General features: G+C 46.0%; 12 protein-coding genes and 1 riboswitch. Of the genes, 2 read left to right on the forward strand and 10 right to left on the reverse strand.

Translation table 11 applies throughout. The features are described 5' to 3' along the window. The first annotated feature begins 28 nt into the window (after nt 1-28). Nucleotides 29-1,771: an adenine deaminase gene (gene ade / locus LCM10_RS11675; protein WP_224876456.1), complete on the forward strand. Its 1,743-nt coding sequence runs from the start codon at nt 29-31 to the stop codon at nt 1,769-1,771. A 122-nt stretch (nt 1,772-1,893) separates the two neighbouring features. Here the strand turns inward: ade and LCM10_RS11680 are convergent, their stop codons facing one another. From LCM10_RS11680 to LCM10_RS11690, 3 genes are all read right to left on the reverse strand, one after another. Beyond that, the gene (locus LCM10_RS11680; protein ID WP_224876457.1) at nt 1,894-2,502 is read right to left on the reverse strand and encodes a class F sortase; all 609 of its coding nucleotides are present in this window, start codon (nt 2,500-2,502) and stop codon (nt 1,894-1,896) included. Beyond that, on the reverse strand, nt 2,502-3,293 hold the full coding sequence (locus tag LCM10_RS11685; RefSeq protein ID WP_224876458.1) for a DUF4397 domain-containing protein: 792 nt from the start codon (nt 3,291-3,293) through the stop codon (nt 2,502-2,504). Before LCM10_RS11685 ends, LCM10_RS11680 begins: the two co-directional genes overlap by 1 nt. Before the next feature lie 224 nt (nt 3,294-3,517). Next, on the reverse strand, nt 3,518-5,035 hold the full coding sequence (locus tag LCM10_RS11690; RefSeq protein ID WP_224876459.1) for a flotillin family protein: 1,518 nt from the start codon (nt 5,033-5,035) through the stop codon (nt 3,518-3,520). A 184-nt stretch (nt 5,036-5,219) separates the two neighbouring features. After that, nucleotides 5,220-5,415, forward strand: a riboswitch (cobalamin riboswitch). A gap of 137 nt (nt 5,416-5,552) precedes the next feature. On the opposite strand from LCM10_RS11690, the gene LCM10_RS11695 reads away from it, so the two are divergent. Then, nucleotides 5,553-6,035, forward strand: coding sequence for an acyl-CoA thioesterase (locus tag LCM10_RS11695; RefSeq protein WP_224876460.1), 483 nt, complete (start codon nt 5,553-5,555; stop codon nt 6,033-6,035). A gap of 91 nt (nt 6,036-6,126) precedes the next feature. On the opposite strand, the gene LCM10_RS11700 is transcribed toward LCM10_RS11695, so the two are convergent. From LCM10_RS11700 to LCM10_RS11730, 7 genes are all read right to left on the reverse strand, one after another. Then, entirely contained in the window at nt 6,127-6,675 is a 549-nt protein-coding gene (locus LCM10_RS11700) for a DUF3231 family protein (protein ID WP_224876461.1), read from the reverse strand. A 121-nt stretch (nt 6,676-6,796) separates the two neighbouring features. After that, entirely contained in the window at nt 6,797-8,101 is a 1,305-nt protein-coding gene (locus LCM10_RS11705; RefSeq protein ID WP_224876462.1) for a DUF4179 domain-containing protein, read from the reverse strand. Continuing rightward, nucleotides 8,094-8,621: a sigma-70 family RNA polymerase sigma factor gene (locus LCM10_RS11710; protein ID WP_224876463.1), complete on the reverse strand. Its 528-nt coding sequence runs from the start codon at nt 8,619-8,621 to the stop codon at nt 8,094-8,096. Before LCM10_RS11710 ends, LCM10_RS11705 begins: the two co-directional genes overlap by 8 nt. A gap of 457 nt (nt 8,622-9,078) precedes the next feature. Continuing rightward, nucleotides 9,079-9,795: a DUF2161 domain-containing phosphodiesterase gene (locus LCM10_RS11715; RefSeq protein WP_224876464.1), complete on the reverse strand. Its 717-nt coding sequence runs from the start codon at nt 9,793-9,795 to the stop codon at nt 9,079-9,081. A 364-nt stretch (nt 9,796-10,159) separates the two neighbouring features. Beyond that, complete coding sequence (nagE, locus tag LCM10_RS11720; protein ID WP_224876465.1) at nt 10,160-11,611, reverse strand: N-acetylglucosamine-specific PTS transporter subunit IIBC; 1,452 nt, start codon at nt 11,609-11,611, stop codon at nt 10,160-10,162. Between the two features lie 352 nt (nt 11,612-11,963). Continuing rightward, nucleotides 11,964-12,896: an ABC transporter permease subunit gene (locus tag LCM10_RS11725; protein WP_224876466.1), complete on the reverse strand. Its 933-nt coding sequence runs from the start codon at nt 12,894-12,896 to the stop codon at nt 11,964-11,966. Further along, complete coding sequence (locus tag LCM10_RS11730) at nt 12,893-13,807, reverse strand: ABC transporter permease subunit (RefSeq protein WP_224876467.1); 915 nt, start codon at nt 13,805-13,807, stop codon at nt 12,893-12,895. The genes LCM10_RS11725 and LCM10_RS11730 overlap by 4 nt, the downstream gene beginning before the upstream one ends.

Genomic DNA, 13,807 nt, shown 5'->3' on the forward strand with positions numbered 1-13,807 from the left:
AAGGGTAATGGGGATAAGGAGGATTTATATGAAGCTCTCGAAGCAAACGTTAAAAAAGCAAATAGCCGTTGCCAATCATGAAAGACCGGCAGATCTCGTCATTAAAAACGGGCAGCTCGTGGATGTATTCAATCTGGAAATCACGGAAGGGGATATTGCCATATCCGATGGGATGATCGTCGGCATCGGACCATTCGAAGGAAAGCAAGTGATCGATGCGGACAACAGATATATCTGCCCCTCCTTCATTGACGGACATGTCCATATCGAATCCTCAATGGTAACACCGGCAGAGTTCAGCAAGGTCGTCATCCCCCATGGCGTCACCACGGTCATTACGGACCCGCATGAAATAGGGAATGTAGCTGGAACGGAAGGAATTCAGTTCATGCTCGATAACTCTGAAAATATTCCGTTGGATGTTTTCTGCATGCTGCCATCCTCCGTCCCGGCCACTCCTTTTGAAAATTCGGGGGCAGAGCTATTGGCTCCTGACCTGAAACCTTTTTATTCGCATGATCGTGTATTGGGATTAGCCGAGGTCATGGACTACCCTTCCCTTCAACGCACACAGAATTCCATCATTGATAAAATCATCGATGTCTCTATGGAGGAAGGAAAGATTGACGGACATTTGGCAGGGTTGAATTCGGATGCCATCAACATTTACCGATCAGCGGGCATTACAACCGATCACGAATGTCATACTGCTTCGGAGGCGAAGGAACGGTTGAAACGGGGAATGTATCTGCTGATCCGCGAAGGTTCCGTTGCCAAGGATTTGTCTTCACTCATTGGAGTCGTGACAGAAAAAAATGCACGTCGCTGCCTATTCTGTACCGATGATAAACATATTGATGACCTGATCAAGGATGGCAGCATCGATCACAACGTACGCCTTGCCATCAAGGAAGGCGTCGACCCGCTACTCGCAATCAGCATGGCGACCATCAACGCTGCCGAATGCTATGGTTTGTCAACTAAAGGAGCAATCGCGCCGGGGTATGAAGCGGACTTCCTTTTACTCGATGATCTTGATTCCATCAAAATAGCGGAAGTTTATAAAAAAGGGCAGCTCGTGGCAAAGTCAGGAAAGGTGATTGGAGATGGGATCCCTGAGTCTGCACCTTCAGAGTCACTGACGAACACCGTCAAGATTCAGCCGCTTTCTGAAAAAGATCTCCGCATCCCCCTTCATGAAAGCAATAAAGCCAACATCATCGAAATCATTCCGAATTCACTTCGCACATCGAAAGTGACAGAAACCGTAACGGTCGAGGATGGTAGCTTTACGCCTTCGATTACAATGGACCAGCTCAAGATTTGCGTAATCGAGAGGCACCATCATACCGGAAACATAGGGAGGGGGATCCTTAAGGGACTGGGTATCAAACAAGGAGCGATTGCCACGACGGTAGCACACGATTCTCATAATATTGTCGCCGCCGGGACCAACGATTCCGATCTCTTAAGTGCAGTGCATGCGTTGGAAGAGTTAAACGGAGGGCTCGTAGTGGTCAAAGAGGGGAACGTGATTGCTTCACTGGCCCTTCCGATTGCAGGACTGCTATCAGACGGGGACTCAGATACTGTTTACAACGGTCTTCACATGATAAAATCCGCGCTCACTGAAGTCGGATTCGAAGGGAATTTCAATCCTTTTCTTACCTTGTCCTTCCTGACATTACCCGTCATCCCCTCCATAAAGATCACGGATCTTGGGTTGTTTGATGTAGAGAGCTTTCAGCATATTTCGGTGGAAGCAGAATGATTTCAATGAATAGGCAGATCCGATTCCTTTCCAATCAGAGGAATCGGATTTTTTATGTCCCCTAGCCGCAACCTTTCCATACAAAAAAGCTTTCATCCCAAGGTACCTTGGAACAAAAGCTTTTACGTTTCATGTTGCTGATCTTTTAACTCGGTATATACGACGAGTCTTTCTACATAATTGTGCATCTCACGATCAAAGTATCCGGTGCATGTAATGAGATTCAGCCGTCGTTTATCGGTAGGACCGAAGATTTCCCTCATCGGTGCATCATCTTTTTGATAAGCGACCTTCTCTTTCACAACAAATGTGAGCTCAGTCCCCTCTTCGTCACGAACATGGATTTCATCACCTTTGTTCAGTTCCTTCAACCGAAAAAAAACCGCTGGTGCTTTTTCATTGTCTACATGCGCTGCCAGGACTGCATTCCCTGACTCACCTGGTTCTGTACCGGGACCGAACCACGCTACATCTTCTCCGTTTTTAGGCAGTTCCATATTCCCCTCTTCATCGAGGCCGAATTCTTTGACGGATGCTTCGAGGTCAAGAGCAGGAATCGACAAAGCCGTAGGGATGATGCCTTCACTTGAAGAAGCTTGACGGTCAGAATTTTTCACAGGTTGAACAGGCTGTATAACGGATGCTTCTTTGATTTTCTCAAATGATTGAGGCTCTTCTGCAGAACAACCTGCAAGAAGAGCCATCAAACTAATCGTTAAAAGCAATCTCATTACTTCACAAGCTTCTTGCGAGCCACAAATGCGATTGCCGCACCGCCAAGTACAACAGATGCAAGGGCGATCGGAAGTGAAGAAGCGTCTTCTTCAGCAGCTCCCCCCATGCCTGTTTCAGGCATGCTGCCTGGCATTAATGTGTAATCCTTCAGGACAAGTACTTCCAATTGATCCGCTGTATTGATCGCAAATACGCTGTATACTGTATTTTCTTCTAGCATCGTCCCGGAAAGGTCCAATACTTGGTCACCTTCGGGCGTTCTGATTTCAAGGTCATAGGTACCTGGATCAAGCTCTTTGTAGTCCGTGATTGCTTTGAACTCTGCACCGCTGAATAAGGCGTCTCCCCCGATCGGTCCCACATCGACAGTAGGGGCATCAGGTGAAAGGTGTCCCACACGCACTTTCGTCATTCCTTCAGTTACTTCCATTGAATCCTGTGCAACAACCAGTTCCAAGTTATCCAATGTATTAGCGGCTGCTACTGTATAAGCCATGCCTTCTTCGACTGTAAGCATTTGGGAAATGACAGGTTCTTCAGTTCCCATTGTGCCCGCCGCATAGATTTCTACCTTATGTTCTCCTGCAGGGAGATTCATATAATCGGTCGCTGCTTTGAATTCAGCACCTTCAACGACTGCCTTATCATCTACATATACATCCACTGCTGGTGCATCGGGTGAAGCATGCACGATGCGCACCATCGCGTCATTTTCGGCAGCCATCGCACCGCCGGCAAGTGTTGCCATCATTATGGCAGCAACAAAAATCGAGAAAATCTTTTTCATCTTTTCCACTCCTTTTGTTTTGTTCAAGTTTTGTATTAAACTTGTAAATATAATGTACAATCATTGTACAAAATATTCAACTCTTAAACTGCCAACTCAGCACATTGAAGAATAACCACTCCATTGACCCTCCGATTCAGTGTGCCAATTCCTCGTATGATAGGGGCATTCAATTCCATATAGAAAGGGGCACTCTTCAACTTCTTGAAGAGTGCCCCTTTAATTTAGTGTTTGTCTTCCCCTTGTGCTTGTTCTTCCTCTTTTGTGTCTTCTTGATCTTTCGCGGCTGCGATTTCCCTTTCGCCTGTTTGGTTGATCACAGGCTGATAAGGGCGCTCCGGTTTCCGATCCGCATATGACCTCAGCAATTGTCCGACATCGATACCCGTCATTTCCTTCAAAGGTTCCTGCATATCAAGCATCGTCCTGGTGATGCTCTTCCCGAACGATGGAACGCCCTGTCCATTTCCGGAATCAATGATCTTGACTGAGTCGATATTGTTTAACGGCTGTGCAATCTTTTCTGCAAAGACCGGTAGCATCTCGATCAACTTCTCGGTGATGATGACATCGCCATGTTTTTCCATCGCTTCAGCCAATAGTTTTCTTGCTTCCGCTTCTGCTTTCCCTCGTTCCCTGATGACATCTGCCTCTGCAGACCCCTCTTCACGGCGGATTTTCGCTTTTGCTTCACCATCGATTTCCGCTTTACGTGCTTCGGCTTCCGCTTTACGGGTCGTTTCATAATATTCAGCGTCTGCTTTTGTCTGACGGACTTTCGATTCTTCCGCCTCAAGCTTGACCGCTCGTTCCCTCTCAAGGAATTGAAGTGTCAATTCTTCCTCTTTCACTTCCTTGGCAAGCTTTGCTTTCTCCAATTCATACGATTGCTCGGATTTGGCTCTGGCCCGTTCTGTTTCTTCCTTGAAGGCAGCATCTTTGATGTCCTTTTCCTTTTTCGACTCTGCAATTGAAATTTGGCGCTTGTATTCTTCTTCTTTTGCTTCCTGATCCGTCTGTGCGCGGTGAATCCGTGTTTCTCGTTCCGTATTGGCTTCGGCAATTTCAGCTTGCTTCCTGACTTCCGCGATCCGTGGACGTCCCAGATTCTTTAAGTATCCATTTTCTTCATCGGCATCACGTATGTCGGTCAAGCCAAGTGATGTGATCTTAAAGCCCATCAGATCGAGCTGTTTCTGGGCGATTTCAGATACATCCGCATTGAACTTCTCACGGTTGCTGTTGATATCCTCTACGGTCATTTTGGATAAAATGGCCCGAAGGTTACTTCCCAATACCTCGATGATTTCATCTTCGATTTCTTTCTGATTTTTCCCAAGGAATTGCTCTGCATAATTGGCGATCCCGTTCAATGTGTCCGCCACCTTCACCATCGCAACCGCATCCGCCACGATCGGCACCCCGCCGTTCGTGTACACACGCGGCGTTGACAGCTTCAATTGGAAAGATGTCAGATTAACCGGTGTACTTGTTTGAAATCGTCTAAGGCGATATCCCCCACCCCTGATGATCTTCATTGAACGTCCTTCCTGATCGGTGAATATATTTGTTTCTTTTTCCGGATCTCCTAGTTTCGGACCAGTGATGATCAAAGCCTGATTGGACTTTGCCGTGCGGTAGCGGAATCTCATCCAGAAATAATATGCGATTCCTACAATGGCCGCCAAGATCAATACTGGAACAAGGATCATCATAATCCCAATGATTGTTAGTGAACCCATGCTTACCTACCCCCTATAATTTTTCAGCAAATAAATCTCTGCTGGTTTGTAATTGGTTATATGACTATTTACGGCTCTAGCCCACCAAAAGTTTCATAAGATTGGAAAAATAATAGAAATTCTCTTTTATCTGACATATCCATGCTCCCTGGATGTCGAATGTGGTAGAATAAGAGCGTTCACAATTTCATTATTGCCCGTTGGTGGAGAGTACGACGCTGCACTCTCCTTAATAGGGAAGCTGGTGAAAATCCAGCGCGGTCCCGCCACTGTATAGCCGAGATTTCTTATGAACACCCACTGTTTCAATTGTGAAATGGGAAGGGATAAGACATCGCCGAAGCTGAGCCAGGAGACCTGCCAATCGGGAAGAACACAGAGTTCCTACGGGAGATAGGAGGGTGTTACGCCAGATGGAACGACACACAAGATCGCATTGGATCATGATCGTCCGATTGGAATAACTGCATCTTCTGGTAATGGAAGATGTTTTTTTTATTCCAAGAAGGACGGGGAGATGAACATGTTGGAACAAGCTTATCCAGTTGATCGTTCACGTACGATCCAAACAAAATTGGTATTGCCGCCTGATACGAATCATATGCAGACAATCTTCGGGGGAAAGGTATTGGCATTTATCGATGAAATCGCTGCACTTTCAGCCATGAAGCATTCAAGCTCGGTGGTGGTCACGGCTTCAATCGATTCGGTTGATTTCCTGTCATCCGCAACGGTCGGGGACGCACTCAGCCTTGAGGCGATTGTCACTTCCACGGGAAGGACTTCGATGGAGGTGTATGTGAAGGTGCACTCTACCAATTTACTGACCGGAGTGAAAACATTGACGACAGAATCATTCCTAACGATGGTCGCTGTTGATGAAAATGGAAAGCCTAAGCCGGTGCCTGGAGTGATACCGGAAACAGAAGAGGAAAAGAGGCTATACACGACGGCGGTTTTGCGGAAAGAGTATAGGAAGAATCGGGCGTTGGTCAAATAATGGGGGAGGCAAACCGTTTTTAGTGGAAACGTCAAAGTTTTGAATCATGGATGATAAAAAGCCTTTCTCTACCATAAGAGAAAGGCTTTTTCTACTTGACCGGAGCCCCCGGCGGGATATAGGCAGGGGGGATCTTCAGCCATCCGCGTTCTTTCATTTTCGTTTTCAATTCCAATCCGAGTACGGACTTTTCGGATTGAAAACGGATCCACATCAATCCGATGTCATTCCTTACGCTTTGACTATTATTCGTCGCGCACATCACGATGTTTGTTGCAATCTTTGCTGAGATCAAATTGGCGATTTCGGTGTCCGTTGCTTTTACGCCGAGAGGGATGCTATCAGGATCCGATACCGGTTTCTTCTCTGACGTGTCCGATAGGGGAATCCCTTCTCTCAGCATGAATTCTTCAAGTGTCTGCATTTGGTGAAGGGCAAGCCTTTTGGTTTCCTTCAAAAGATGCACCAGGTCTTTGTCCTTCGTTGTGTTTAATGAAGCTTCAAGAATCGGCACTTCCTCCGCAATCGCAGTATAATACAACCAGCAACCCATTGCCTCTCCGATATGGGGACGGGGTTTCGGTTCATCATCGAACCGTGTCCTCAAGTAATCAAGTAATGCTTCCAATGAATTAGGCAAAGAACATCCACCTACCCTTTTAAAAGAAGTATGCACCCAATAGGATAACCAAAATACTCCAAACTACTCTTATCAAAGGTACGTCCCTCACCGCTTTAAAGCGGTGAGGGACGTACCTTCTTTATTGTAGTGGGATTTTGATGTTTCCTTTGATCCAGGATGGGTAGTCCTTCAGTTCGAATGTGATTGGGGATGGGCCGTCATTCTTTGAGTATGGAAACCCAAATTGATGATCTCCAGTCATGATGAAGCTACTTAAATCATGTTTCTTTCCATCTGCGTCCACATAGGAATTAAAAGGATTTAGTTCATCGGCTTGCCTGTAATATTTGTCCCAAGCAAACAGGAGTACATCATCTTCTACCTTCACTGATGCCAATCGACCATCTGGAGCTTTAAGGACTTTCTCTTCTGCAGGATCGACGACTACTTCTAAATGGTCTTTATCAAGAGCCCTGATGGAATCGAAAGCAAGATATAATTCTTCCGGATTCTCAAAATAATTGCTCTGTAGATAATACGTGATTTTGTCTGAATCACCGCTTGCCACAACGCCATTCGAAATCTTCGACCATGTTTCCCCATGCTCATCCACAAGTCTCAGGTCCTCGATATTGAAAATCCTCATTGAATTCGACTGTGGAAATTCAAACGAAACCGCTGTGCGGGTCGGAGCCACCCTTACTTCTCCTACATGAATCTCCTGGCCCTCGATTGTAAACGTCTCGTCTATCCGAACGGTTCTTGTCTTCCCAATTTTATCACGGTCAACCTTGAAAGGGATCTTCCATTCCCCACTCAGTTCCTTCTCCCCTTCCTCCAAGTGAAGGACAAACTGATAGTCTTGTTCTTTCAGGGGTTGTTTGAGCCCGATGGTTGCTGAATACAACCCTTTTTTGTTTTCTAAGTCTTCACCACCATAAGATAAAGATGTGACTGGAACTTTATCTCCTTCTTCGGTTTGAAGATCGATCCTGGAAGAGTGGACTTCCTCCAATGCACGGTCGGCAGACTCAAAGGAATAAAACAATACAAGTTGTTCCTCATCCACGATAAACGAGTCCAGCGTGATGGTTATACCATGATGTTCATCCGATGCCCCCGCCTTCTGAACATAATCATTCTCGATTGACGAAAGTAATCCTTTATCCATTCTGACCAGTTCTACAATCTTCTCCATACCGGGCATGCCGCTCACCAATCGGGCAAAGTCAGTTGACATGCGCAAAGATCCGGCAAATACAACCAATATTAGGACAACGGCTGCTGAAGCAACCCAAGCCCTGGCAGCCTGGTTTTTTTTCGAGGCACGTTTTCCTTTTCGGATTCCAGCAAGAATGGCATCATCCAGTCTGTGATGAGGTATTGAGGCCTCTTGTAGCTCCTGCTTCGTTTCGCTCAGCTTCTTTTCTTCGTGTTCATACATGGAAGTCACCCTCCTTTTCTTTCAACTGACTGCGAAGTAAACCAAGTCCCTTATGCAGCCATGTTTTGACGGTACCCTCTGGACATTCAAGAATTTCCGCTATTTCACTGATTTTCAAATCGTGGAGATACTTGAGCATGATTACATTCCTGTATGGCTCATTCAATGAATGGATGGCGTCCTCGGTTTCAATGGACGAATTCTTCTCGGGAGCCTCCATTGAGTGAAGGAGCCGATCGCTATAGATGACGCGCTTCTTTTTCTTGATTTCATCATGACAATAATTCAATAGGATCCGAATCAGCCAAGTTGTAAAGTATTCATTTTTCCTCAGCTTCTTGATTCCTTTATAAGCACGATATGTTGTTTCCTGAATCGCCTCGATGGCGTCGTCTTCATTTTTCAAATACGAAATGGCCATTCGATAGAGTTGTTCTTTATGTGAAGTGATCAGTTGATACAGCGCATCCTCATCACCTTTTTTCGCTCTCTTGACCATCGTGAGATCCAGCTCACTCATCAGGAATTCCCCCTTCCCTCCACTGATTAGACATCACAGTGCCGAAAAAGTTTTGGTAAATTTAAACTTTTTTTAAAAAAACGCGCTGTTAAATAAAAATTGTTGATTTCTACCCATTTCCAGCAGTTGAATGGACGTAAAGACGCAAACTTCTCTGGGAAGAGTAGCTAATGTGGGACCTGTCCAGCTACAGGGCTTAGGTGCACATGACATAAGTCAAACCGGCCAAGAAGGCAAAGAAGCGTTTGTGACCGATTCGCCTTATGTCACATGCCTCTAAAGAAAGCCCTTCCGCTTTCCTTCGCTCAGACGAAGCCAGAGAGGCCAATGGGCTATCCGAGGAAAGTCAAGCCTTTTACAGAATCGGGCAGCGTTATTAACAGTGCTTTAAAAAAGGACTCCCACCTCACATGTCATGAGATGGAAGCCCAGACGGTTCAAGAACAACAACCGATTGTTATTGATCTTTCATCTTCCCTTCATAATAGGACACCAATTCAGGATACTTCTCCAACTCTCTTTTCCCAGTCTCATTCAACTGGTATACGCCTCGCTTGACCCGGTCGAACCATTTATAATAATTCTTCTGCAGAATGGACGGGGTTTTGTCACCTGTCCCGAGTTCTTTTAATGCTTTCGGGGACAGCGGTCCATGTTTCTCCAGGCAGCAAGCAATCTGGATGCAGCTCTCTTTATAGGCGGTCATGATTTTCGTCTTATTGCTGCCACCGGTGTTGTAATCCGCACTACGTCCTTCAATTTCTTTTATCAAATTAGCCCTCTTCCGTTTGCTGTATGTCATGACTTTCTTGCGGTCAAACGGCTGCGGGTGCGCGACGAATTCAATTTTTGGCCGTTTGGTCAACGAGACGGTGATCAGTCCCAGCTCCAGTCTTTTGACAAGGTGGCAGATGTCGTTCCATCTTCTTGAACGGGTCCGCTTCGGTTTAGGGATCGCGATGTAGACGAGATCGGTCAGCCTTTGGCGCTTTGCGGCCTGGATCAGTAAATCGATCGTCAATGAAAGCTTTAATTCCACGATGATCAGTTCGTCCCCTTTCACTGCCGTCAGGTCACAATCGTTCACTTCTCCGTTGACTTTATATCCGAGATTTGTGAAATGTTTTTGGATGGGCTGATAGAGGTCGGCTTCTTTTCTTTTTTTCTCAGTCATATGTAAAACCTTCTTCTATAGTTAATCTATTATGTAAAAGTATAGACTATTTGAGTGGGTTTTTATAGATTGAGAGAGGGACGGACCCTGAATGCATGGTCCCTCCCTCTCTTTTTTGTGGTATAGTCGTGGTGGTTCATGGATCTCTGCCGTTTTTGGGATTTATCTGCCAAAAATATTTTTTATCTGCCGTTTTTTCATTTTATCTGCCATTATTTCATTTTATCTGCCAAAATCACGATTTATCTGCCATTCTACAAATTTCGACAACACTAACAACATCGTTGACCTCATCAACAGCAACAACAGCAACCACGATCCATCAACCAACCCCCACCACCCATCAATCACCACAAACTACTCATCAAGCACTCTTATTCCGAAGCCTTTCAACCTCATCCGCCACGAACTGGACGGAGGTTCCGACCACGACTTGGATCGAGTTCGGGCCTACGATATTGATGCCAGGCACTCCGGTGGCTTTGATCCGCCGTTGGTCGACGGCATCCATATTCTTCACTTCCACACGAAGGCGGGTGATGCAGTTGTCGACCGATGTGACATTCTCATCTCCGCCAAGGCCTGCATAAATTTCAGCAGCCATGGAGACAAATTTGTCTCCGTCGGCAACCGGGTCGGCGATCGCCCCTTCTTCTGCATCTTCTTCGCGTCCAGGTGTCATCAGGTTGAATTTCGCAATCAGGAAGCGGAACAGGAAGTAATAAATGAATGCAAACACGATGCCTTGCAGGAGCAGCATATAAGGCATATTGGCAAGCGGAAGCCGTGAGCTCAGTAAAAAGTCGACGAAGCCGGCACTGAAACCGAACCCGGCAGTCCATTGGAAGAACGATGCAATGGCCAGGGATAAACCCGTCAATGCTGCATGCGCTACATATAACGCAGGAGCAACGAACATGAATGCGAATTCAAGAGGCTCTGTCACCCCTGTGAAAAATGAAGCAAATCCAGCGGCAAGCATGAGTGAAGCCACCTGCTTCTTCTTGGCAGGCTTCGCCGCATGATACATTGCGAGCCCCGCAGCAGGAAGCCCGAACATCATGACCGGGAAGAATCCTGCCTGATACATTCCAGTGACACCCTTCTCCCCATTGCCGGACCAGAAGTTCCCGATATCATTGATTCCCGCCACATCGAACCAGAAGACGGAATTCAATGCATGGTGAAGACCGGTCGGGATCAGCAAGCGGTTGAAGAAACCATATAGACCTGCTCCCGTGAAGCTTAATGCACTGATTTCTTTTCCGAATGATACAAGTGCAGTGTAAATGACCGGCCAAATAAACAGCATGACACCCGACACAACGAGCATTGCGACTGCCGACATGATCGGCACTAAGCGCTTACCGCTGAAGAACGCCAGCGCATCCGGCAGTTTCACATGACTGAAACGGTTGTACATGCTTGCCGCTACAAGTCCGGAAATGATCCCGACGAACTGATTTTTAATTTTAATAAATGCCGGATTTACATTTTCAGGAGCCACTCCTTGAAGCAGCGCGACTGAATCGGTGGAAAGCAGCGTGGTGATGACCAGAAAAGCGACCAATCCGCTGAGTGCTGCGGATCCATCCTTCTTCTTCGCCATCCCCAATGCGACACCTACGGCAAATAGTACTGACATATTATCAATGATCGATGCACCTGCTTTGATCAAGAAAGCCGCTACGGGGCTATCTGCACCCCAGCCTGTCGGGTCGATCCAATACCCGATCCCCATCAGGATCGCCGCTGCAGGCAGGACGGCAACCGGTAGCATCAATGACCGCCCGATTCTTTGTAAATAGTTCATCATTTTCTTTTCCTCCTCACTGTAAGTTCTGTGTTGATCCCAACCAATCTTCTCATGATCGCCTGACATCACTTCCTGTCTCTACTGGGACTCGAAGCTTTGTCCGGAATGTGGACAGAATACCTCTAGTAGAAACTATTCAGATGTGGACCGGTTTAGAATCATTTGTATAGACCAATGAAAGCCTTTTCATTTATTTTCCCTTTATTTGGTTCAGGAGGAAAGAGACTAATGGCGTAGTAGAATGGTAGTGGTAAATACTTGAAAGTTTAACCGACTGATCCCTTTTTGATAGGTCGTTCAGTGAACGCGAAAAAAAAACCTCAGCAGAATGCCGAGGAAGCCTGTTTTTCCGTTATTTATGCACTGTTGTCCCGTCAGTCCTGAAGTTCTCTTCCATCCCATTCACCATCATATCCACCGTCATAATCAGCAAAGAGTAGGCAAGGACAGGAAAGGCAATGATTGTAGGTTCTAGCAATAACTCTTTATAGCGGGTGCCGATGATGCCCGCCCATTCAAAAACAGGGGTATAGTATACAACAAACTGATCGTGCTCCTGCCCCGAACCGATATTCGTTCCTCCTATAAAAATATGAAAAATGGCGAGATGCAGCATGAGGGTGAGCACTTGTACAAACTGTCTTCCGAATAGGATTAAGAGCCGTGGGAACAAATGAGGGAAGACGTGCACTCTTGATAGATGCCATCCATTTCCCCCGAGAACGCGGGCACTTTCCATAAAATCAAATGTATGAATATGATTGGCCGTTTCCGCGACCACTTTTGTCAGGGTTGGAACACCGACAATCGTAAGTACAGCGAGTTGCAAAACGATTGTCTCCACGAATGACAAAGGAGACGTACCTCTCAATTCATATAAAATATAGGGAGCAAGCCAAATGATGGCTAAAAGAGACTGAGGGATATAGTGAAAAGCTTGAAAAAAAGAGTTCATCCACCTGGATGCGACCATCCTCCTCCCCATCAATCCAAGGAAACCGGCAGTAAATACCCTTAGAGCTGTTACCGAAAATGCAAACATAATGGTCCATTTTGCACCGGAAATGATCAAATAAAACAGATCATTTCCTTCTCGATCCGCTCCCAGCCAGTGAGTCCTGGAAATCGGATAGGGTGGTGTATCAATCAATGCACCATTTTCATCATACATAAACCTCTCCGCTTCCGGCGCTTCCCAAAAGAACGTCCAGCCAATGCTGAGAATCAGCATAACGATGACTACGGTCAAACCCAGATGAAATGGTTTTATCATTCCTTTCTTCATTCCCCCGTCCCCCCTATCGTTTTCTCGTAGAATTTTTCACGAAAATGTTTCATTCCTTTTATGACTGCAAAAAAAGGCGTCATAAGCATAATGATCAGGAAAGCACGAGAAGAGGCAGGCTGATCTCCTATGATGAAGCTCATGACTCCTTCACTATGAAACAATAATTCTAATACGATCAGGTTCGTGTATACGAGAAGGATCAGTGCAGGCACATGTGCCATCGCTTCCATCATTGTATTCCTGAATAGATGGTGTAACGAGATATACCCTTTTCCGAGCCCTTTTGACTTTGCAAATAAGACATAGTCCCTTTCTTTCTCATCATCGATCAATAACATCTGCAGCCTGAATAAATAAATGGCCGGGACGATGCTCAATGTAATTAGAGGAAGGAAAAAAAGTCGATGCTGCGGCGTGGAATAGGCTGCTGCAATTTCCCAGCCGGTTTGTTTATAGATCCATACCACCACTAACTGTATACAGAAAATGAAAAACACGTCAGGCAGAGCCTCCAGGACCTGAGCCATCTTCACGGTAAATTTCCTTAACGGAGAACTGCAGCATGCTACCAACACACTTGCAGAGTAAGCCGCGATCCCTGCAATCAACAGACTGCCTGCCAACAGGAGGAAGCTGTAAGAATAAAGGTCGCTCATATACGGAAATAACGGCTTTTCAGTCATTTGCTGGTGAAACACTACGGAGCGTGCTTCCGGCATCTTAGGAAAAGATCTGGTTTCAGAATGAGAATAATAAGAAAGTTCTCCCGGCCTGGATATTCCTTCTAGAATGGTGTAAACAGAGCCGGCAAAGCTGTTCATCCCTTCAACAAGCGACGGTGAAGCAAGTAAGAAAATGATTCCTAAACAAGTCATCACATACTCCAAAAAACCCTTCTTTGCACCCAT

The sequence above is a fragment of the Rossellomorea aquimaris genome, assembly GCF_020171925.1.
Taxonomy (GTDB): domain Bacteria; phylum Bacillota; class Bacilli; order Bacillales; family Bacillaceae_B; genus Rossellomorea; species Rossellomorea aquimaris_F.

Excerpts from the sequence above, each read along its gene's own strand:
- ade (WP_224876456.1), top strand. The coding sequence starts at position 29 with ATGAAGCTCTCGAAGCAAACGTTAAAAAAGCAAATAGCCGTTGCCAAT.
- LCM10_RS11680 (WP_224876457.1), bottom strand. The coding sequence starts at position 2,502 with ATGAGATTGCTTTTAACGATTAGTTTGATGGCTCTTCTTGCAGGTTGT.
- LCM10_RS11685 (WP_224876458.1), bottom strand. The coding sequence starts at position 3,293 with ATGAAAAAGATTTTCTCGATTTTTGTTGCTGCCATAATGATGGCAACA.
- LCM10_RS11690 (WP_224876459.1), bottom strand. The coding sequence starts at position 5,035 with ATGGGTTCACTAACAATCATTGGGATTATGATGATCCTTGTTCCAGTA.
- LCM10_RS11695 (WP_224876460.1), top strand. The coding sequence starts at position 5,553 with ATGAACATGTTGGAACAAGCTTATCCAGTTGATCGTTCACGTACGATC.
- LCM10_RS11705 (WP_224876462.1), bottom strand. The coding sequence starts at position 8,101 with ATGTATGAACACGAAGAAAAGAAGCTGAGCGAAACGAAGCAGGAGCTA.
- LCM10_RS11710 (WP_224876463.1), bottom strand. The coding sequence starts at position 8,621 with ATGAGTGAGCTGGATCTCACGATGGTCAAGAGAGCGAAAAAAGGTGAT.
- LCM10_RS11715 (WP_224876464.1), bottom strand. The coding sequence starts at position 9,795 with ATGACTGAGAAAAAAAGAAAAGAAGCCGACCTCTATCAGCCCATCCAA.
- nagE (WP_224876465.1), bottom strand. The coding sequence starts at position 11,611 with ATGATGAACTATTTACAAAGAATCGGGCGGTCATTGATGCTACCGGTT.
- LCM10_RS11725 (WP_224876466.1), bottom strand. The coding sequence starts at position 12,896 with ATGAAGAAAGGAATGATAAAACCATTTCATCTGGGTTTGACCGTAGTC.
- LCM10_RS11730 (WP_224876467.1), bottom strand. The coding sequence starts at position 13,807 with ATGGGTGCAAAGAAGGGTTTTTTGGAGTATGTGATGACTTGTTTAGGA.